13 protein-coding genes, 1 tRNA gene and 1 CRISPR repeat array (1 of these 15 cut by a window edge) are annotated in these 22685 nt (G+C 48.9%); of the genes, 12 read left to right on the forward strand and 2 right to left on the reverse strand.

Annotated features, from left to right (window positions below; all coding sequences use genetic code 11):
* Positions 1 to 304 precede the first annotated feature (304 nt).
* Positions 305 to 1828, forward strand: coding sequence for a fumarate hydratase (locus ACTHSP_RS02440; protein WP_440345569.1), 1524 nt, complete (start codon positions 305 to 307; stop codon positions 1826 to 1828).
* Positions 1829 to 1982: 154 nt separating this feature from the next.
* Positions 1983 to 2059: transfer RNA gene (locus ACTHSP_RS02445), tRNA-Pro, on the forward strand.
* Positions 2060 to 2216: 157 nt separating this feature from the next.
* Here the strand turns inward: ACTHSP_RS02445 and ACTHSP_RS02450 are convergent.
* Entirely contained in the window at positions 2217 to 3008 is a 792-nt protein-coding gene (locus ACTHSP_RS02450; RefSeq protein WP_440345570.1) for a formate/nitrite transporter family protein, read from the reverse strand.
* 246 nt (positions 3009 to 3254) lie between these two features.
* Entirely contained in the window at positions 3255 to 3689 is a 435-nt protein-coding gene (yciA, locus tag ACTHSP_RS02455; RefSeq protein ID WP_049328688.1) for an acyl-CoA thioester hydrolase YciA, read from the reverse strand.
* Positions 3690 to 3813: 124 nt separating this feature from the next.
* Between yciA and pip the strand changes: the two genes are divergently transcribed.
* The 10 genes from pip to cas2 all read left to right on the forward strand — a co-directional run bounded on the left by pip (position 3814) and on the right by cas2 (position 15721).
* Positions 3814 to 4743 carry a prolyl aminopeptidase gene (pip, locus tag ACTHSP_RS02460; protein ID WP_049328689.1) on the forward strand — a complete coding sequence of 310 codons (930 nt, stop codon included), beginning with the start codon at positions 3814 to 3816 and terminating at the stop codon, positions 4741 to 4743.
* 121 nt (positions 4744 to 4864) lie between these two features.
* Complete coding sequence (gene cas3 / locus ACTHSP_RS02465; protein ID WP_440345571.1) at positions 4865 to 7153, forward strand: CRISPR-associated helicase Cas3'; 2289 nt, start codon at positions 4865 to 4867, stop codon at positions 7151 to 7153.
* A gap of 97 nt (positions 7154 to 7250) precedes the next feature.
* Entirely contained in the window at positions 7251 to 8573 is a 1323-nt protein-coding gene (locus ACTHSP_RS02470; protein WP_440345572.1) for a hypothetical protein, read from the forward strand.
* A gap of 162 nt (positions 8574 to 8735) precedes the next feature.
* Positions 8736 to 9410 carry a type I-C CRISPR-associated protein Cas5c gene (cas5c, locus tag ACTHSP_RS02475; protein ID WP_440345573.1) on the forward strand — a complete coding sequence of 225 codons (675 nt, stop codon included), beginning with the start codon at positions 8736 to 8738 and terminating at the stop codon, positions 9408 to 9410.
* Positions 9407 to 11185 (forward strand): type I-C CRISPR-associated protein Cas8c/Csd1, encoded by a 1779-nt coding sequence (gene cas8c / locus ACTHSP_RS02480; RefSeq protein ID WP_440345574.1) that lies wholly within the window; start codon positions 9407 to 9409, stop codon positions 11183 to 11185. Before cas5c ends, cas8c begins: the two co-directional genes overlap by 4 nt.
* 11 nt (positions 11186 to 11196) lie before the next feature.
* Positions 11197 to 12063 carry a type I-C CRISPR-associated protein Cas7/Csd2 gene (gene cas7c, locus ACTHSP_RS02485; protein ID WP_440345575.1) on the forward strand — a complete coding sequence of 289 codons (867 nt, stop codon included), beginning with the start codon at positions 11197 to 11199 and terminating at the stop codon, positions 12061 to 12063.
* A 14-nt stretch (positions 12064 to 12077) separates the two neighbouring features.
* A complete protein-coding gene (gene cas4 / locus ACTHSP_RS02490) occupies positions 12078 to 12731 on the forward strand; it encodes a CRISPR-associated protein Cas4 (RefSeq protein WP_440345576.1) in 654 nt (217 codons plus the stop codon).
* Between the two features lie 49 nt (positions 12732 to 12780).
* Positions 12781 to 14265, forward strand: a complete 1485-nt coding sequence (locus tag ACTHSP_RS02495) for an RNA-directed DNA polymerase (RefSeq protein ID WP_440345577.1) — start codon at positions 12781 to 12783, stop codon at positions 14263 to 14265.
* Between the two features lie 74 nt (positions 14266 to 14339).
* On the forward strand, positions 14340 to 15353 hold the full coding sequence (gene cas1c, locus ACTHSP_RS02500) for a type I-C CRISPR-associated endonuclease Cas1c (RefSeq protein ID WP_440345578.1): 1014 nt from the start codon (positions 14340 to 14342) through the stop codon (positions 15351 to 15353).
* Positions 15354 to 15427: 74 nt separating this feature from the next.
* A complete protein-coding gene (gene cas2, locus ACTHSP_RS02505) occupies positions 15428 to 15721 on the forward strand; it encodes a CRISPR-associated endonuclease Cas2 (protein ID WP_003685729.1) in 294 nt (97 codons plus the stop codon).
* Positions 15722 to 15909: 188 nt separating this feature from the next.
* Positions 15910 to 22685: direct repeats of the CRISPR family, unit length 32 nt; unit sequence CCAGCCGCCTTCAGGCGGCTGTGTGTTGAAAC (it continues 1258 nt past the right edge of the window).

Below are 22685 nucleotides of genomic sequence, written 5' to 3' on the forward strand. Positions count from 1 at the left end.
TACTAAATTTCTTTCTCAGATACTTAAGGCAAATATTTTCAGACGGCCTTGCAATAAGATTATCATTTAAAAACAATGTAATTTTACTTCTATTTAAGTGAATGGCTAGTGGATATAGATTATCAATAACCAAGTAATTTAATGCGATATTAAATTTCACTTAAATCAATAAGGTATGAAAATGATATTGTCTGGGTCATTCATTTGAAAGCACTATTACACTATTGAAGGCCGTCTGAAAAAATCGGTCTCTTAAAGAAATAAACAAATCCTCCCTACCATGACTCCGAAAAGGAACACAATCATGACCGTCATCAAGCAAGAAGACTTTATCCAAAGTATTTTTGACGCTTTCCAATTCATCAGCTACTACCATCCTAAAGACTACATTCAGGCTTTGTATAAGGCTTATCAAAAAGAAGAAAACCCTGCCGCCAAAGATGCGATGGCGCAAATTTTGGTCAATAGCCGTATGTGTGCTGAAGGCCATCGTCCGATTTGTCAGGATACCGGTATTGCGACCGTATTCTTGAAAGTGGGTATGGATGTGCAGTGGGATGCCGAGATGAGCGTACAGGAAATGGTTAACGAAGGCGTACGCCGTGCATACACCTATCCTGACAACAAACTGCGTGCCTCTGTATTGGCCGACCCGGCTGGCAAACGTCAAAATACCAAAGACAACACCCCTGCCGTTGTACACATGGAAATCGTAAAAGGCGATAAAGTTGAAGTCACTTGCGCAGCCAAAGGCGGCGGTTCTGAAAACAAAGCCAAAGTTGCCATGCTCAACCCTTCAGACAATATCGTTGATTGGGTATTGAAAACCGTTCCACAAATGGGTGCAGGCTGGTGTCCTCCGGGTATCTTGGGTATCGGCATCGGCGGTACGCCAGAAAAAGCAGTGTTGATGGCAAAAGAGAGCCTGATGAGCCATATCGATATTCAGGAACTCAAAGAAAAAGCCGATTCCGGTGCAGAATTGTCTACTACCGAAGCCCTGCGCTTGGAACTTTACAAAAAAGTAAATGCCTTGGGCATCGGCGCACAAGGTTTGGGCGGTTTGAGCACCGTGTTGGATGTCAAAATCCTTGACTACCCAACCCACGCGGCTTCCAAACCGATTGCCATGATTCCAAACTGCGCGGCAACCCGCCACATCGAATTTGAATTGGACGGCTCAGGCCCGGCTAAATTGGAAGCCCCATCTCTGGAAGATTGGCCGGATCTGACTTACAGCCCTGACAACGGTAAACGTGTCGATGTCAACAACCTGACCAAAGAAGAAGTGGCCACATGGAAAACCGGCGACGTATTGTTGCTAAACGGTAAAATCCTGACCGGCCGCGATGCCGCACACAAACGTTTGGTTGATATGCTCAACAAAGGCGAAGAATTGCCGGTAGATTTCACCAACAAACTGATTTACTACGTCGGTCCGGTTGATCCAGTCCGTGACGAAGTTGTTGGCCCGGCCGGTCCGACTACTTCCACTCGTATGGATAAATTTACCCGCCAAATGCTGGAACAAACCGGCCTCCTGGGTATGATCGGTAAATCCGAACGCGGCGCAGCGACTTGTCAAGCCATTGCCGATAACAAAGCTGTTTACCTGATGGCTGTCGGCGGCGCGGCATATTTGGTTGCCAAAGCCATTAAAGCATCTAAAGTCTTGGCGTTCCCAGAATTAGGTATGGAAGCGATTTACGAATTTGAAGTCAAAGACATGCCTGTTACCGTTGCGGTGGATAGCAACGGCGAATCGGTTCACGCCATTGCGCCAAAACAATGGCAGGCAAAAATCGGTATTATTCCGGTCGAAGCTTGATATTTGACTGAATAATCAAAGGCCGTCTGAACGATTTCAGACGGCCTTTTTTTGTTTACAAATAATTCAAATGTTTTCAAACGAGTAAATTTCCCTTTTTAAAAAGCACTTGTCAAAATCAGCGTTTGAAACTAAAATTCACGGCTTATCGAGTCGGAGTGTGGCGCAGTCTGGTAGCGCACTTGCATGGGGTGCAAGGGGTCGAAGGTTCGAATCCTTTCACTCCGACCAAAGAATTGGAAAGAGCCGTTTTAAAAACGGTTCTTTTTTCGTTTGGATGATTTATCTGAATAATGTATCCGAATGGATTTTAAAACTTAATACCAATGCCGTCTGAAACAAAACCTGCTTTCTCAAAGCAGGTTTTGTTGTTTATTATAAAGCAGGGCTATTTGGTACTATCTTTCAGCGTGTCTTTATAGGTATAAAGATAAGATGCGCCGACAAAGGATGCGCCACCGACGACATTGCCCAAGAATACGGGAATCATATTGAAGAAAAATTGTCCCCATGTGATGTTTGCGCTTGCCAAAATACCTGCGGGGATAACGAACATATTGGCGACAAGGTGTTGGAAGCCGTTTAATACGAAAATCATGACGGGGAACCAAATAGCCAGCATTCGTCCGGTTGTGTTTTTAGCAGCAAAGTGCAGCCACGCGCTCATGCAGACCATCCAGTTACATGAGACCGCCGATACAAAAGCGCGACCGAAATCCATATGGACTTTTGCTTCCGCGACGACAATGGTTTTTTTTGCTACGCTGCCTTCAATCATGCCGACATAGTATCCGAGGAAAAACGCCATCGCCAGCGTACCCACCAAATTGCCCATGCAGACGATAACCCAGTTGCGCAGCAGCATTTTGGAGGAAATCCGTCCGGCCAATCTGCCTAAAGACATGATCATCATGTTACTGGTTACCAGCTCGCCGCCGCCAAGTAGGATACGAATCAAGGCGATAGGGAACACGGCTGCGCCGAGTAAAGTGGCAAAACCACTCCATTCATGAGGTATGCCGCTGACTACTTTTAAATAGGCAAGATATCCAAAGCCGATGTATCCGCCGGCTAAAACGCTCACGATTGCCAGTGTGGGAATGCTGGATTGTGCTTTGGCGCAGCTTTTGTCGAGAACAACCTGTAAAATTTCCTGTGGGTATAAATCGCGCGAAGCCATGATGTTCCTTAAAGTGGGTTGAAGAGGAAACGCCGTTTCAAAAGTGGCGCAAACTGTCGCGGTAGGGCAGTGTTATAAGGAGCCGGTGTACGGTCTTTGTTTTATCAATCAGCCTGAATTAAATCTAAAAAACAGATACGTCGCCCTGCTTTAGCTCAAAAGAAATATTATTACATTTTGCTTCTGTATTAAAAAAGGCCGTCTGAACGTTGAGGTTTCAGACGGCCTTGTTTTGAATTTTTAAACTTACAAATGTGCCAGCTTTGCATTGCCTTCGCGAGGAATAGGGCGCGGATTGCCTTGTGCATCGATGGCGACGTAAGTGAACACGGCTTCGGTGACCAGTTGGCGGTTTTCCGTTACCATATCGTTCATCAAAGTCTTCACCCATACTTCGATTTTTAGTTGCAAAGAAGTATTGCCTACGCGGACGCAATGACCGTAGCAGCATACAACGTTGCCGACCTTTACCGGTCTGATGAAATTCATTTCTTGAACGGCTACGGTTACAATTCGTCCCTGTGCGATTTCTGCCGCCAAAATACCGCCGCCCAGATCCATTTGCGACATAATCCAGCCGCCGAAGATATCCTGATTAGGATTGGTATCGCGCGGCATGGCTACCGTACGCAATAAAAGTTGTCCTTCTGGTGCAGCATGTGTTTGTTTGTTGTCAGACATAAATAATCCTGTCAAAAAAGTGCTATTTTACGCCATTTGTAGCAATAAACCTATGTAGGCCGTCTGAAAAATCAGCAGGCAAAGTGTTACAATCAACATATTCATCAGACAAAGGAGAAAGCTCATGCATCCGATTCAAGAACCACGAAATAGCGGCCTTTTGCGCGTATCCGACATTCACGAAATCTACTGGGAAGAATCAGGCAATCCTGATGGCCATCCTGTGATTTTCCTGCATGGCGGCCCCGGAGCAGGCGCATCACCTGCCTGTCGCGGCTTTTTCAATCCAGAACATTTCCGCATCGTCATTATCGATCAGCGCGGTTGCGGACGCTCCAAACCCTATGCCTGTATCGAAGACAACACCACTTGGGACTTGGTTGCCGATATTGAAAAAGTACGCGAAATGCTCGGTATTCAAAAATGGTTAGTTTTCGGCGGCTCATGGGGCAGCACCTTGTCGCTGACTTATGCCGAAACCCATCCCGAACGCGTCAGCGGCTTAGTTTTGCGCGGTATTTTCCTGTGTAGGCCGTCTGAAATGGCATGGTTGAACGAAGCAGGCGGCGTCAGCCAAATTTATCCGGCGCAATGGCAAAAATTCATTGCCCCCGTGGCCGAAAACAAACGCCAAGCCCTAATTAAAGCCTACCATGAAATGCTGTTTAGCGAAGATGAAGCCACACGCCTCAAAGCGGCCAAATCATGGGCAGATTGGGAAAGCTACCTTATTCAGTTTGAACCTAAAGACGTGGATGAAGATCCGCAAGCCTCCCTTGCTATTGCAAGAATGGAAAACCATTACTTCGTGAACGAAGGCTGGTTGCAGGGCGATAAAGCCATTTTGGCAAACATCGATAAAATCCGCCATATCCCAACCATCATCGTTCAAGGCCGCTACGACCTATGCACCCCGATGCAAAGCGCGTGGGAACTCTCGCAAGCCTTCCCTGAAGCGGAATTGAGAATCGTCCAAGCAGGCCACTCTTCTTTTGATCCCTCGCTTTCCGAAGCATTAGTGAAAGCAGTGGAGGATATTAGAAACAAGTTATAAAGCTTAATAAATAACAATGCCGTCTGAAAAAGTTTCAGACGGCATTTTTTCTATTTACATATTAAATTTAATATCATATTATCATTGCATGATATCAGTCTGAATTTTTTAGAATTTCAATATGAAATCCCTAATTTACTACGCCCATTCCGCGCAAGACAAACTCGGCAATCTCTTACCTTACGAACATTGGCAAACCTTGCAAAGCCATTCGGTAAATGTTGGTGAAATGGCGGCGGAGTTTGCTCGGGTATTTGGTACGCAGGAGATTGCCTGCCAGACGGGGAAATTGCATGATTTGGGGAAATATTCAGAAGCCTTTAATCACCGATTGCATGGCGGCCCTCCAGTCGATCACGCTACCGCCGGAGCAAAAATTGCTGTCAAGCGTTGGGGGGATGTTATCGGCAAGCTGATGGCGTTTTGCATTGCGGGGCATCATGCGGGGCTTGCAAATGGCAATGGCGAAGGTGATAACCGCCGTACGTTAAAGCAGCGTTTAGCATTGCAATTCGGCGCAGATATTCCCGCCCTCGATAACCTGTGGCAACAAGAAATCAAACTCCCTCAAAACCTGTTAGCACCGCCACTCAAAGCCGACGCGCATCATCCTTTTTTCTCCTACGCCTTCTTTACCCGAATGCTCTATTCTTGCTTGGTGGATGCCGATTATCTTGATACTGAAGCCTTTTATTCAAGCCTAGAAAACAAAGCCAGCGAGCGCGGCGGTTATCCCGATCTAAACGCCCTACAACACAATTTCAATCAATTTATCAACGATTTCAGACGACGTATCGCCCAAGCTCCAGAGAAAACTGAAGCTGAAAAACGCAATGCCGCCTTAAACCGCTTGCGCAGTGAAATTCTCGATCATGCCGTAGAACAAGCGGCACAACCGCAAGGGCTGTTCACGCTTACCGTGCCGACCGGCGGCGGCAAAACTTTCACTTCCATGGCGTTCGCGCTGGAACACGCCAAACAGCACGATATGCGGCGCGTAATTTACGTCATCCCGTTCACCAGCATCATCGAACAAAATGCCGCCGAATTCCGCAAAGCCTTTGGCGAATTGGGCGAACAAGCCGTGTTGGAACACCACAGCACCTTCAACGACGGCAAACTGCAAAATGAGGCTACCAAAGACAAATTGCGCCTTTCCTCGGAAAACTGGGACGCGCCGATTGTCGTGACCACCGCCGTGCAATTCTTCGAATCCCTCTTTGCCGACCGCTCCTCGCGCTGCCGCAAACTGCACAACATCGCAGGTTCCGTCATCATCCTCGACGAAGCGCAAATGCTGCCGCTCAATCTGTTGCTGCCCATCATGCAAGCCATCAAAGAATTGGCGCAAAACTATCATTGCTCTGTTGTCATGTGCACCGCCACCCAGCCAGCCGTGCAAGCCGAAAACGGCTTCTATCGCGGCTTTGAAAACGTGCGCGAAATCGCCCCGAAACCGACCGCACTTTTCGACAAACTGCGCCGCACCACCGTGCAGCATATCGGTACACAAACCGACGCCGACTTGCTCGCCAAACTTGCCGAACACCCGCAAATGCTCGTTATCGTCAATAACCGCCGCCATGCCCGTAGCCTCTACGACCAAGCCAAACACCTTGATGGCACATTCCACCTGACCACCTTAATGTGTGCCAAACACCGCAGCCAAAAGCTCGATGAAATCCGAGGCCGTCTGAAAAACGGCGAACCCTGCCGCGTCATCGCCACCTCCTTAATCGAAGCTGGCGTTGATGTCGATTTTCCGCTGGTGATGCGCGCCGAAGCAGGTTTAGACAGCGTTGGACAAGCCGCCGGACGTTGCAACCGTGAAGGCAAAAGGCCGTCTGAAAACAGCTTTGTCTGGATATTCGCGCCCGAAGAACAATGGAAAGCCCCGCCCGAACTTGCCACCCAAGCCGCCGTTATGCGCCTGACTGCCGACAGCTTTTCAGACGACCTCTTATCCACCCAAGCCGTTGCCGCCTACTTCGCCGAGCTTTATCAATTAAAAGGCAGCGAACTGGACAATAAAAAAATTCTGAAAATGCATAACGATACAGGGCAAAGCCTCGATTTCCCATTCCAAACCATCGCCGACAAATTCCGCATGATAGAAAGCCACATGCAGCCGCTGATTATTCCGTTCGATGGTGAGGCCGAAAACCTCATTAGCAGCCTGCACCACGCCGACCACATCGGCGGACTCTTACGCAAACTACAACCCTACACCGTCCAAATCCCCAAAAAACCCCTCGCCGCTTTGTATAAAGCAGGGCGTATTGAACCGATTAACGAGAAAAACTTTGGCAAACAGTTTTATAGGCTGATTGGACTGGATTTGTATGATGACGTGGCGGGTTTGAGTTGGGAGGATACGGCGTTTTTGAAGGGGGAGAGTTTAGTGTTTTGAGGTTGGTTATTTAATTTAAATTCTTTAGAAGTTGATTTTTATAAAATGCGAGAGTAATATATTCCACAATATTATTTATAAACTTAAGGAAAACATTATGAGTCCAATTTTGTTGGATATTAAAAGTAAATTAAATGACATTATTAATCAATTGGAATCTTCTATCTCTAGTGATGAGGCTTTAAATTACGCTAGAGGTCATTGGGCTTTTCCTGGAATAACAAAAGCTGAGCTAATTACAGAAACGAAGAGTTTAATTTCTCTCATTGAGGATAAAGGTAATGATGAAGTTGATGATAAAGATGGAACCTTATCACGTTATTTACAAGCACTAGAGTTTTTAAAATCTCATACTGTACCTGAAATTTGGAGAAATGCGAATGAAGCTGTTCCAGCTTACATCATTACAATTAATGCTTTAAAGACAGCCCTAGAACCTTTTTTGATTAAAGACGATAGTAAAGAGTTAGCTATTCAGTTAAAGAACCAAAGAAAAAGAGTTAGGAGTTTAGAGGCAACATTAAATGATCTTGAGCCTAGAACATCTCCATTAAAGGATATGGTTTCCAGTATAGAACAGGCACATGAGACAGCAGAGCAATTACCTACAGATTTGGAATCGTTAAGGGAAGCCAGGAAGACTATAGGTCAATTAGTAACTGAATCTACTGCAGATAAAACGGCAGTTTCAAATACAAAAACAAAAATAGAGGAACTTCAAGAAGAATTGAATGGTGTTTCTGAAGAGGCTCAAAAAGTATTAAAACAATGTGAAAGTGCCTATTCCGCAGCTACAAGTGTAGGATTAGCAGCGGCTTTTTCTGAGCGTTCTGATAACTTATCTAAGTCCATGTGGATATGGGTTGTTGGGTTGGTTTTATCGCTTAGTGCAGGCGGTTACTTTGGTTCAGCTCAATTACAAAAGTTACTAGAGTTAATGGCACAGAAGGATATTTCTAGTTTAAGTATGTCTATCAATTTCATTATGGCAATTTTGTCAATTGGTGCACCAGTATGGTTCTCTTGGCTGGCAACCAAACAAATTGGGCAACGGTTTAAATTATCGGAAGATTATGCCTTTAAAGCCTCTGTTTCTCGCGCTTATGAAGGTTTCCGTAGAGAAACTGCACGATTTGATAAAGAAATGGAAGCTAAATTGCTTAGTTCTGCTTTAACTCGATTAGATGAATTACCTTTACGCTTGGTTGAAGCTGAAAGTCATGGGAGCCCTTGGCATGAATTAGCCTCATCAAGTATTGTTAAACAAGCCATGTCTAAAATTCCAAGTTTTCCAGATAAAGTGAAAGAACTAGCTGGAAATGTCATAAGCAAGGAACAGGAATTAACTAAGGTTGCTCAGGTAAAAAATAAAAACGCGTCAAGAAAAAATGATGACTCATTAGATGAGGACGATGTTTAATTGATAACAGAAAAGTGCGGTCAGTTTTTCCGTTGTTTTTTAGGTTATCTGAAAACTTTTCGCACTTAACCGTGCGTGGATTGAAACTAAAGTAGTTAGATTAGTCAGCTAATCCGCCCCTTCCTTGCGAAGGGGCGTGTGTACAACCAAAAGGAGAACCAAATGAACCAAATCCGCCTACACATTTGGGGCGATTATGCCTGTTTTACCCGTCCGGAGATGAAGGTGGAGCGGGTGTCTTATGATGTCATCACGCCGTCGGCGGCGCGCGGGATTTTGGCAGCGGTGCATTGGAAGCCGGCGATTCGGTGGGTGATTGACCGGATTTATGTGTTGAAACCGATTCGGTTTGAGTCGGTGCGGCGCAATGAGTTGGGCGGCAAGATTTCGGCGGGCAAGGTCAGCGGCGCGATGAAGCGTAAGAGCGTTGCCGATTTATATACGCTGATTGAAGACGACCGCCAGCAGCGCGCGGCGACGGTGCTTAAAGATGTGGCGTATGTGATTGAAGCCCATGCGGTGCTGACGGCAAAAGCGGGGGCGGATGAAACCGTTACCAAGCATATCGAGATGTTCAAACGCCGTGCGAAAAAGGGGCAATGCTTTCAGCAGCCTTGTTTGGGCGTGCGTGAATTCCCTGCCGATTTTACTTTGATTGATGAGGGTGATCCGCTACCGCCGTCGGCGTTATCGGAAAGCGAGGCAAACCGCGATTTAGGCTGGATGCTGCACGATATTGATTTTGACCACGGCAACACGCCGCATTTTTTCCGCGCACAAATAAAAGACGGCGTGATTGATGTGCCGCCGTTTTACGCCGAGGAGGTGAAAGCATGATTCTTGCGTCCCTTGCCCACTATTACCGCCGTTTGGCAGCAGAAACCGATGAAATGGGCAACCCGAAAGTGCCGCCTTATGGCTTTAGCGAGGAAAAAATCGGCTGGATTTTGGTGTTGGATAAAGAAGGCCGTCTGAAAACCGTTGTGCCGAATCTGACTGCCGATAAAAAGCCGCAGCCGAAGCTGATGAGCGTGCCGCGCCCTGAAAAACGCACGTCGGGCATCAAGCCAAATTTTTTGTGGGATAAAACCGCATACGCGCTTGGCGTGGAAGCCAATAAAAACAAAGCTGAAGCCAAAGAAAAACCGTTTACGTCGTCTGAAAAAACCTTTGACGCCTTCAAGCAATACCATCTTGATTTACTGCAAAACAGCGACGATGAAGGCTTGCAAGCCTTGTGCCGTTTTCTGCAAAACTGGCAGCCTGCACATTTTGCTGTCGAAAATCTGCCTGCCGAAATGCTCGATGTCAACATCGCATTTTCTCTTGAAAAACCGACCGCACTTATCCATAAACGCGCAGCCGCGCAAAGCTTGTGGGCAGGCTGCCTGAAAAGCGACGAAGCGCTTGAGGGCTTGTGCCTGATTAGCGGCGACACCGCTCCGATTGCACGGCTACATCCGGCGATTAAAGGCGTATTTGGCGGGCAAAGCTCCGGCGGTTCGATTATCTCGTTTAACAAAGAAGCTTTTGCTTCGTTTGGCAAGGAGCAAGGCGCAAATGCGCCGGTTTCCGAACAATCCGCCTTTGCCTACACCACCGCGCTAAACTATCTCTTGCGCCGCGAAAATAATCACTGTTTGACCATCGGCGATGCCAGTACGGTCTTTTGGGCGGAAGCGGATGATAACGCGACCGCGCAGGCTGCCGAAGGCTTCTTCGCGCACGTGTTCACGCCGCCGGATGACGAACAAGAAAGTGCCAAAATTTTTAACGTGTTGGAACAAATCGGCAAGGGTCGTCCGCTACAAGAAATTGCGCCCGAACTCTCTGCCAATACCCGTTTTTATATCTTAGGGCTTGCCCCTAATGCCGCGCGGATTTCTGTTCGGTTTTGGCTGGACACCACGTTTGGGCAGCTGGCGGAAAATTTGGCGCAGCATTGGCAAGATTTAGCCATTGAGCCTTGCGCATGGAAAACGCCGCCGTCTATTTGGCGACTTTTATTGCAAACTGCCGTATTGGGCAAAAGCGAAAACATCTCGCCTGTGTTGGCAGGCGAAATGACCCGCGCCGTGATTTGCGGCACGCCGTATCCCTTGAGTTTGCTGTCGCAACTGATTACCCGAATCCGCGCCGACGGCGACGTGAACGGTCTGCGCGTGGCAATGATGAAAGCCGTATTAGAGCGGCGTTTTAGAAAAGGTTTTATCGAAGAAGGAGTTCCTATGAGTTTGAACAATGAAAGCCCAAATCGCGCCTATCTTTTAGGGCGGCTGTTTGCCGTGTTGGAGCGCATTCAATATCAGGCGTTGGGCGAATTAAACGCCGGCATTGCCGACCGCTATTACGGCTCTGCCTCCGCCGTGCCGTTTTCGGTTTTTCCGCGCCTTTTGTCGGGTGCAAAACACCATTTGTCGCGCTTGCGTAAAGACAAAGCCGGCATGGCGGTGAATTTGGATAAAGATTTGGGCGAAATCATTGCCAAACTGCCCGAGACCTTTCCACGCCATTTGAGCATTGACGAGCAAGGCCGCTTCGCCATCGGCTATTACCATCAAAAACAAAGCTATTTTGCTAAAAAAGAAACTGCTGAAACTATTGAAAACTAAGGAGCCAGAAAATGTCTGCCATTCAAAACCGCTATGAATTTGTTTACTTTTTTGATGTAACCAACGGCAACCCCAACGGCGATCCCGATGCGGGCAATATGCCGCGTCTTGACCCCGAATCCAGTAAAGGTTTGGTAACCGATGTCTGCTTAAAACGCAAAATCCGTAATTTTGTCGAAATCAGCAGCGAAAACGAAGCCGGTTACGAAATCTACGTCAAAGAAAAAAGCGTGTTAAACCTGCAAAACAAACGCGCTTATGAAGCGCTTGGCATTGAGTCGGAAGCCAAAAAACTACCCAAAGACGAAGCCAAAGCCCGCGACATTACCGCGTGGATGTGCAAAAACTTCTTTGATATCCGTACCTTTGGCGCCGTGATGACCACCGAAGTCAACAGCGGACAAGTGCGCGGCCCGGTACAACTGGCGTTTGCCCAATCCATCGACCCGATTGTGCCGCTGGAAGTTTCCATCACCCGCATGGCGGTAACCAACGAAAAAGACTTGGAAAAAGAACGCACTATGGGGCGCAAATACATCGTTCCTTACGCGCTCTACCGCGTGCACGGCTTTATCTCCGCCAACCTTGCCGCCAAAACCGGTTTTTCAGATGACGACTTAGCCAAACTCTGGCAAGCCCTGACGCTGATGTTTGAACACGACCGCTCCGCCGCCCGTGGCGAAATGGCAGCGCGCAAACTGATTGTTTTCAAACACGACAGCACACTCGGCAGCCAGCCTGCACATAAATTGTTTGACGCCGTGAAAGTTGAACGTGTCAGCGGCGAAAGCGGCACCCCGGCCAGCGGTTTTGGCGATTATAAAATCAGCGTGGTTTCAGACGGCTTAAATGGCGTGAGTGTGGAAGAGTTGCTGTAAAAACACTTAAAAAGATGACCGCACTTTTAACCGAAACCCAAGGGGAAAATCAGGACACGCGCCTGATTCCCCTTTCCGCTCTGCAACACTACGCCTTCTGCCCGCGTCAATGCGCCTTGATTCACAACGAGCAGGCGTGGGCGGAGAATTATTTAACCGCGCAGGGCAAGGCGTTGCATGAGCGAGTTGATTCTGGCGAGCCGGAAACGCGCAAGGGCGTGCGCTTCGAGCGGACGGTGCATGTGTCGGCGGAGAAACTGGGCATCAGCGGCGTGTTGGATTTGGTGGAAGTGGACACAAAAACAGGCCGTCTGAAACCCGTCGAATACAAACGCGGCAAGCCCAAACCCGACCTGATGGACGAAATCCAGCTTTGCGCCCAAGGCTTGTGCTTGGAAGAAATGAAGGGGCAAACCGTTAACGAAGGCGCGCTGTGGTATATGCAAACCCGCCACCGCGTCCCCGTCGTGTTTTCAGACGACCTACGTGCCCAAACACTCGCCACCATCGCTGCCGTGGGCGATCTCCTAAACAGCGGACAAACGCCGCCGCCCGACTACGGCAAACGCTGCAAAGCCTGTTCGCTGGTGGAGATTTGCCAGCCGGAGTTGTTGGGGAAACGGGATAGGAGTGTGGGGTATGTGAAGGGGTTGTTTGGGGAAGATTAAAAAATACACAATAGATGTGTAAGTACTTTTATGATGGGATAAACAATAAATGAGTCGAAAAAGTATTTTAGAATTGAACGCTAATGAAGCAAGACAATTTTTTTTGAAACATGAAAGCTATTGCAATATTGATTTACCTAAATATTTTTCATTCTCTGAATTATTAGAGAAAATATCTAATGAATATTCAGGGAAATCGTTGGGAGATTTTTCAGACAAAAAGAAAATGACGAATTTAGATGATGTGAATTATCTTTTATATGCCAATAAAGATGGGAAATTATCATGGAGACCATTGCAGATTATAAATCCTTTAGTATATGTGGCATTGGTACATAAAATTACCGAACAGGAAAATTGGGAAAAGCTACAAGCAAGATTTAAGAAATTTAGTAAAAATGAAAAAATAAAATGCTTAAGCATACCCGTTCAATCAGAAAGTAAACAATCTGACAAAGCTCAGCAAATTTCAAATTGGTGGGAACAAGTAGAACAGCAGTCTATTTTGCTCTCCTTAGAGTATGACTACGTTTTTGATACAGATGTGGCAGATTGTTATGGTTCAATATATACGCATTCGATTGCATGGGCGGTAGAAGGCAAGAAAATCGCTAAAGAAAATAGAAAAAATGGTTTGTTAGGTAACTTTATTGATAAAAGCATTCAAAATGCGCAAAACCAGCAAACAAACGGTATTCCACAAGGTTCTGTTTTAATGGATTTTATCGCTGAAATCATATTGGGTTACATTGACAGGATTCTAGGTGCTTTCTTAAAGAAGCAAAAAATAACGAATTATCAAATCTTACGTTATCGTGATTATTATCGAATTTTTGTTTGTAATCATAATGATGGTGAAAGAATTCTAAAAATACTGTCTGGCATTATGATGCCGTTTGGATTTAAGCTAAATGCAAGTAAAACAAAAGGAAGCCAAGATGTTATTACTCAATCGATAAAAAAGGACAAACTGGCTTGGTTAGCTATTCCTCAAAATAATCGAATCAGTTTACAAAAGCAACTTTTGCTTATTAGACAGCATAGTATTAATCATGCTAATTCTGGTAGTTTAAATACCGCATTGAATAAATTCGATAAACAGATAGAGAGAATTAGAAATAAAAAAGGAAAAGTGCGTAATATAGAGCAACTTATTAGTATTGCAACAGATATTGCATACCATAATCCGAAGGTAATACCAGTGTGCTGCGCAATTATTAGTAAATTACTTTCAGAATTGGACGATAGCAAGCACATATCTTTATTAGTTCATGCAAAATTAAGCAAAATGCCTAACTCAGGATTTGCACAAATTTGGCTGCAAAGGATGTTGAAAGATAATTTAAGTTATTTTAAATTTTCAGAAAAAATATGTGAATTGAATAATGGTCAGATAAGTTTGTGGAATTACGACTGGGTAAATAGTCCGAATATGTTAAATATATTGAAGAACACATCTATTTTCTTGCAAGCTGAATTTGATAAATTGGATAGTATTATTCCTAATAATGAAATTGACCTTTTTGATTATTAGCAAATAAATGCAGATACCTAATTTTCAGCTAATCCCCCAACAAAAGCAGAATTGAACCCCAAGGAGTTTTCCCCATGCGCAAACTGCAAAACACGCTCTATATCACCACCCAAGGCAGCTATCTGCATAAGGAGCGGGAGACGCTGGTGGTGGAGCAGGAGCGCAAGAAGGTGGCGCAATTGCCGGTGCATTCTATCGGGCATATTTTCTGTTTTGGGAATGTGCTGGTGTCGCCGTTTTTGTTGGGGTTTTGCGGCGAAAATAATGTGAATTTGGCGTTTTTTACCGAAAACGGACGTTTCTTGGGGCGACTTCAGGGGCGGCAGAGCGGTAATGTGCTGTTGCGTCGGGCGCAGTATCGGGTGTCGGAGCAAAATCCTGTGCCGATTGCGCGCAATATCATTGCGGCGAAGATTCAGGCGGGTAAGCGGGTGCTTCAGCGGCAGATTCGCAATTACGGTGAGAATGCGGCGATTCAAAGTGCGGTCGATGCTTTGAACATTTCGCTGCGGCAGTTGAAGGGCGCGGCGGAGCTGGACGTGGTGCGCGGTATTGAAGGCGACGCGGCGGCGCGTTATTTCGGCGTATTCGGGCAGCTTTTGAGCGAAAAAAGCGGCTTTACTTTTGACGGGCGCAACCGCCGTCCGCCCAGAGACGGGGTGAATGCGCTGTTGTCGTTCGTGTACAGTCTGTTGGGCAAGGACATCAGCGGCGCGCTGCAAGGCGTGGGGCTGGATCCGCAAGTGGGTTTTCTACACGCCGACCGGCCAGGGCGCGACAGTTTGGCGCAGGATATTTTGGAAGAATTCCGCGCGTGGTGGGCGGACAGGTTGGTGTTGTCGCTGATTAACCGCGGGCAAATCAAACCACAGGATTTCGTTACCGAGGCAAGCGGCGCGGTAAGCTTAAAAGCCGATGCGCGTAAGCTGCTGTTCCAAGCCTTGCAGGCGAAAAAGCAAGAGAAAATTGTCCATCCGTTTTTAGGCGAAGAAGTGGAAATCGGTTTGCTGCCGTATATTCAGGCCATGCTGTTGGCGCGGCACTTGCGCGGAGATTTAGCGGAATATCCGCCGTTTTTGATGAGATAGGTTTGCAGGTCGTCTGAAAACGGGTTGGACATTTTCAGACGACCTCTAAAGCAGCCTGCACATGGGAATACACAATGCTGATGCTGATTACTTACGATATTTCGCTGGAAGATGCCGAAGGACAGGCAAGGCTGAGACGCGTGGCGAAATTGTGTCTGGACTACGGGGTGCGCGTGCAATATTCAGTGTTCGAATGCGACATTGCGCCCGACCAGTGGGTTGTTTTAAAGGACAAACTTTTGAAAACCTACAACCCCGAAACCGACAGCCTGCGCTTTTACCATCTGGGCAGCAAATGGCGGCGCAAAGTGGAACACCACGGCGCAAAACCGGCGGTGGATGTGTTTAAGGATACGTTGATTGTGTGAATCGCCAACCTACGGTTCTCATGAAAATGCGGCAGGGTTGGCGAATGGGGATTGTTCTTTAACAATCAGGATATTGCGAATGTGGGTGTAACGGAAAAGGCTGTGTTATACTCGCGTTCGCGCTTTTCTTGTGAGCTTAGCGAAATCGGGGCTGCGAAACCTGATGGGGCAAGGCTTTTGAGAGAGGCTCAGCCGCCTTCAGGCGGCTGTGTGTTGAAACTAGTTTGCGCCTTACGCCTAGTTCGGTCTTGCTCACCAGCCGCCTTCAGGCGGCTGTGTGTTGAAACGGCCTTGGGATTATTGTTCGGAAGGGAGTTTGAGCAGCCGCCTTCAGGCGGCTGTGTGTTGAAACGTGTTGGACGAGCCGGCAGAGAGTTGGCTGCTGTTCAGCCGCCTTCAGGCGGCTGTGTGTTGAAACGCTCACCGCCGATAAAGAACATATCGCCCTGCACCAGCCGCCTTCAGGCGGCTGTGTGTTGAAACATGCAGTACGAATTTGGGGCGTTCGGCATCGCCGCAGCCGCCTTCAGGCGGCTGTGTGTTGAAACGCCATTGCCGCGATGATTTCAGAAGTTGCCGCCCCAGCCGCCTTCAGGCGGCTGTGTGTTGAAACCGCTCAATACGCCGATTTTTGCGACATCCGCCTACCAGCCGCCTTCAGGCGGCTGTGTGTTGAAACCAATGTATTCATTTTTAATCCTTTCTTTTAAATAACCAGCCGCCTTCAGGCGGCTGTGTGTTGAAACTCGACAAAAGCGAGCGTCAATGCGATTGAGAAAGGCCAGCCGCCTTCAGGCGGCTGTGTGTTGAAACTCTAATGGCGGCACCCATGTGAACTCGTAGCTGATCCAGCCGCCTTCAGGCGGCTGTGTGTTGAAACATATAACTTCTTTCAACTTTGGTTTAATCTATGGCCCAGCCGCCTTCAGGCGGCTGTGTGTTGAAACGGCTGTATTGGTTGAAAGGTATAGTCCGCATCAGCCAGCCGCCTTCAGGCGGCTGTGTGTTGAAACTAGATTATATGATGTTGATTATCATGAAGACGAACAGCCGCCTTCAGGCGGCTGTGTGTTGAAACCTGATAATACTGAGTCTCAGACACAGGGTTCGCCTCCAGCCGCCTTCAGGCGGCTGTGTGTTGAAACAATTTTCCGATAGTTTTTGTGTTGACAATGTGACCCCAGCCGCCTTCAGGCGGCTGTGTGTTGAAACGCCGCCGGGATTGGTGCGGACATTGTGGTAGATGCCGGAACCAGCCGCCTTCAGGCGGCTGTGTGTTGAAACTTGGGTTTGCTGCTGATGACCCTGCTGCTTCCCCAGCCGCCTTCAGGCGGCTGTGTGTTGAAACTTGCCCGATTCGCGCAGGATGGCTTCTTGGCGGCCCAGCCGCCTTCAGGCGGCTGTGTGTTGAAACCCATATGGTAGTTTTTGCAGTTTTTGCAGCTTTTCCAGCCGCCTTCAGGCGGCTGTGTGTTGAAACAAAGACATTGAAAACCTTGCCACTCGCTTGGGCGACCCAGCCGCCTTCAGGCGGCTGTGTGTTGAAACAATAGTAATCTACAACATAGACATCAATCGATTAACCCAGCCGCCTTCAGGCGGCTGTGTGTTGAAACATTTTGGACTGGCGAGCAATTTAATGAGGGGCGCCCAGCCGCCTTCAGGCGGCTGTGTGTTGAAACGATTTGTACGGTGTATTCTTTGCGGTCATGCGGCCCAGCCGCCTTCAGGCGGCTGTGTGTTGAAACTCATCCTTTTTAGTCTTCATCAGGCGGTATTTCCCCAGCCGCCTTCAGGCGGCTGTGTGTTGAAACCCGCTCAATACGCCGATTTTTGCGACATCAGCCTATCCAGCCGCCTTCAGGCGGCTGTGTGTTGAAACGCTTTCTTTAGGGCTGCGGCTTTTAATACGTTTTCCAGCCGCCTTCAGGCGGCTGTGTGTTGAAACTTTCATAAATGTAAACCAATGCGTTGCCGTTTGACCAGCCGCCTTCAGGCGGCTGTGTGTTGAAACAAACCATCCAGCCCAAACAGGCATTTCTAACGGACCAGCCGCCTTCAGGCGGCTGTGTGTTGAAACCCCCGTTTCAAGCTCGACGACGCCGCGCAGAATCGCCAGCCGCCTTCAGGCGGCTGTGTGTTGAAACTTTGTTAACTTGGTTGACAAAGTCATCACATTCGCCCCAGCCGCCTTCAGGCGGCTGTGTGTTGAAACCCGATTCTCGCTGCCCAATCAGCGATTTCTTTCTCCCAGCCGCCTTCAGGCGGCTGTGTGTTGAAACCATGCCTGGCTGCGACTGTATTGATGGAATGGGATCCAGCCGCCTTCAGGCGGCTGTGTGTTGAAACCAGTTTGCCAGCAGCGCAATGAGCCAGCCGATTGGCCAGCCGCCTTCAGGCGGCTGTGTGTTGAAACGCTGACGGTTTTTTTATTGGGGTAGGCGTTGTCTCCAGCCGCCTTCAGGCGGCTGTGTGTTGAAACTCGTTAACGTCGCCGATCCATTTGGTCAGGTCTTTCCAGCCGCCTTCAGGCGGCTGTGTGTTGAAACAATCATCGTATTCAGGGCTTGGAGCGTCTCGGCATCCAGCCGCCTTCAGGCGGCTGTGTGTTGAAACCTGATGCGGTAAATTCGGAAACGAGGTATTCGCCTCCAGCCGCCTTCAGGCGGCTGTGTGTTGAAACAAAGTCGCCCTGACCAGCGAAACAGGCGAGCCGTCCAGCCGCCTTCAGGCGGCTGTGTGTTGAAACATCTCTATCGTCCGTTGTCGAAGTCAAGTCTGACCAGCCGCCTTCAGGCGGCTGTGTGTTGAAACCTAAAACTTTTATGCAATATAAAACAAGGCGTTACCAGCCGCCTTCAGGCGGCTGTGTGTTGAAACAACAACATGGCTTCTGATGTTAATCTCATACTCATACCAGCCGCCTTCAGGCGGCTGTGTGTTGAAACTAAAAAAGGAATGCTAATGAGGTATGTACTACATCCCCAGCCGCCTTCAGGCGGCTGTGTGTTGAAACAAGTTCTATCAAGTATGGATTTTCCCAATCGCAGCCCAGCCGCCTTCAGGCGGCTGTGTGTTGAAACTATCGAATTGGATTTGATGGACGAGTATGGAATGGCCAGCCGCCTTCAGGCGGCTGTGTGTTGAAACCATAGGCTCAGTCGCAGAACCTCTCATATCGGGATCCAGCCGCCTTCAGGCGGCTGTGTGTTGAAACTAATTACTCAAATGCCTGGACGAATTGATAAGCAACCAGCCGCCTTCAGGCGGCTGTGTGTTGAAACCGGCCATCATGGCGTTTTTGTGCGCCATCAGCGGCCCAGCCGCCTTCAGGCGGCTGTGTGTTGAAACGACCATCGCGCGGCGGCTCAAACCCGAGCTGATCGCCAGCCGCCTTCAGGCGGCTGTGTGTTGAAACACTTAAATGTCCACTATTGCGATGAAATCATCCGCCAGCCGCCTTCAGGCGGCTGTGTGTTGAAACCAGCCGGTTCAGACGACATCAGCAGAAAACTGGCTCCAGCCGCCTTCAGGCGGCTGTGTGTTGAAACACGCACCGTCGTCAGCGGCTCGGTATCCGAAATCACCAGCCGCCTTCAGGCGGCTGTGTGTTGAAACTTTCCTGTCCGAAAACAATTTACAAAAGGCATGCTCCAGCCGCCTTCAGGCGGCTGTGTGTTGAAACACCTAGACATCCGAAACCACCTACACCAGTCCCTGTCCAGCCGCCTTCAGGCGGCTGTGTGTTGAAACTAATCCAGCGATACCAAGCCGAAATCATCGTCTCCCAGCCGCCTTCAGGCGGCTGTGTGTTGAAACAACCCGAGGCAGTCATCGGCAGTACAAACACCCCCCAGCCGCCTTCAGGCGGCTGTGTGTTGAAACATCTACGCGGTCAAGCAGATATTGCGGCCAACTGACCAGCCGCCTTCAGGCGGCTGTGTGTTGAAACCAGGGATTTGTTCGTGTGGGATTTGAAGGTCTGCCAGCCGCCTTCAGGCGGCTGTGTGTTGAAACGTTGCCGTCATCGCTTACAACCTGATAAAGACAGGCCAGCCGCCTTCAGGCGGCTGTGTGTTGAAACATCTTCTCATGAGATGGCTAGAAAACTTGGTTGGAGCCAGCCGCCTTCAGGCGGCTGTGTGTTGAAACAAGTGGGCGCCGACTGGCGCAATCATCGTAGTTGATCCAGCCGCCTTCAGGCGGCTGTGTGTTGAAACGGCCAAGTAGTCGGCGGCGGCTTCATAATATTTGCCTGCCAGCCGCCTTCAGGCGGCTGTGTGTTGAAACCATATTTAGATAATATTCATACATAAAATATGGATCCAGCCGCCTTCAGGCGGCTGTGTGTTGAAACGACTGTAAATCAAAATGTTAATGTCGGTAGAGTACCAGCCGCCTTCAGGCGGCTGTGTGTTGAAACAAAGGCTTCTTGGAATGCGCCGGCGTCTTCGGATTCCAGCCGCCTTCAGGCGGCTGTGTGTTGAAACAGGAAAGGCATTGCAACGGTATGCGACAACGGCAGCCAGCCGCCTTCAGGCGGCTGTGTGTTGAAACGTATGCGTTATTTTTGGGATTATTGTGAAAGCAACCCAGCCGCCTTCAGGCGGCTGTGTGTTGAAACATGGTATTCCTGATTTGACTATTCCGACTGAGCCTCCAGCCGCCTTCAGGCGGCTGTGTGTTGAAACCATCGTTTCCTTAATTTATTTTTCCGCCCACATTGCCAGCCGCCTTCAGGCGGCTGTGTGTTGAAACCTTTCTATTTTGGTCTTGTTGTTGCGCTTTTTGTCCAGCCGCCTTCAGGCGGCTGTGTGTTGAAACAGGAAGTCGCCGCAAACCAAGCAGGGCGTGCTGCCAGCCGCCTTCAGGCGGCTGTGTGTTGAAACTACAGGTGTTGGAGAATGATTAAAGGCGTTGAGTCCAGCCGCCTTCAGGCGGCTGTGTGTTGAAACTACATAGCCATCGTACATCAGATTTTGAGGACTTTCCAGCCGCCTTCAGGCGGCTGTGTGTTGAAACACAAGTTGCTGCTCCATTTTTAACGATTTTTGTATCCAGCCGCCTTCAGGCGGCTGTGTGTTGAAACACATCATCAGACTTGACATCGACAACGGACGATAACCAGCCGCCTTCAGGCGGCTGTGTGTTGAAACCCCCTTGACACCCAAAATTTCAATTCCTTAAAATCCCAGCCGCCTTCAGGCGGCTGTGTGTTGAAACTCTTTTGTCGGGTTTGGGGTCGTCTGAAAAAGATCCAGCCGCCTTCAGGCGGCTGTGTGTTGAAACTCAAGGCACTGTTATAAAAGAGATAGACAAAAAAACCAGCCGCCTTCAGGCGGCTGTGTGTTGAAACATGGAAAGCGAGCAGTTTGAAAAACTGTCGCCAACCCAGCCGCCTTCAGGCGGCTGTGTGTTGAAACATCAAGAACCTCACTTCCTGACTTGTTTATACGTCCAGCCGCCTTCAGGCGGCTGTGTGTTGAAACTGTCGAAGTCGCAGTCTATCGCAAATTCATGATGCCAGCCGCCTTCAGGCGGCTGTGTGTTGAAACCATGTAGGTTATAATAAAAAAACCGCCTGAAATCGTCCAGCCGCCTTCAGGCGGCTGTGTGTTGAAACCCCCTGTAACTGAAAAGAAGATGCAAGAGAAAAGCCAGCCGCCTTCAGGCGGCTGTGTGTTGAAACCTGATGGAGCAATGGAGTTTGAGATTAAAGGGGTACCAGCCGCCTTCAGGCGGCTGTGTGTTGAAACTTTCCGTGAAGATGGTTATCTCAATGCCACTCAAACCAGCCGCCTTCAGGCGGCTGTGTGTTGAAACAGCGAAATAATGTAGGTCGATTTAGATTGAGATACCCAGCCGCCTTCAGGCGGCTGTGTGTTGAAACATCCTCAAAGTACCAAGACTTTGCCGCACCGGTGCCAGCCGCCTTCAGGCGGCTGTGTGTTGAAACAAAACCAACTGAACCAGTTTCACAAGGATAATCCCCAGCCGCCTTCAGGCGGCTGTGTGTTGAAACCTGCTAAGTGTATTGTAAAGCATCCCAATAGTGTGCCCAGCCGCCTTCAGGCGGCTGTGTGTTGAAACGAGCTTGTCTAGCGTCTGCCCCAATACATCGCCTGCCAGCCGCCTTCAGGCGGCTGTGTGTTGAAACTTACTTTCGGCAACGCGCACGATGACGACTTGCGCCAGCCGCCTTCAGGCGGCTGTGTGTTGAAACGGGCAGTGGGATTGTACCGCCGTCCGAAATCATCCAGCCGCCTTCAGGCGGCTGTGTGTTGAAACTGTAATCTTGGCAGTCACGCCGAATGGCTTGAGCCAGCCGCCTTCAGGCGGCTGTGTGTTGAAACCGCCAAGCAAATGATGGCGGCGAAGCGCGAGGGTCCAGCCGCCTTCAGGCGGCTGTGTGTTGAAACATATCGCATCAATACCTATCGGAAAGGCGTTTTGCCAGCCGCCTTCAGGCGGCTGTGTGTTGAAACTAACACGGCGGTCGGAACAATAAACGCCGCCAATCCCAGCCGCCTTCAGGCGGCTGTGTGTTGAAACAACCGATACCCTGCCATCATCCACGGCGAGGCGACCAGCCGCCTTCAGGCGGCTGTGTGTTGAAACACAAAACGTTTGGCTTAAGCACAAACATTCAGTTCCAGCCGCCTTCAGGCGGCTGTGTGTTGAAACCGAGAAGAAGCAATGGGTATTTGAAGGCATGAAGCCAGCCGCCTTCAGGCGGCTGTGTGTTGAAACCTGCGCGCCTACGCGGCAGCAAAGACAGACGTCCCAGCCGCCTTCGGGCGGCTGTGTGTTGAAACTACTCAAAATGGAGATTGTGGCATTGGCTCTAATCCAGCCGCCTTCGGGCGGCTGTGTGTTGAAACCATCGCCGCGCGCACATTGGCATGGCGATCAAACCAGCCGCCTTCGGGCGGCTGTGTGTTGAAACGTTTGCTGTCAGGTTTGG

The organism is Neisseria sp. P0001.S005, assembly GCF_051963715.1.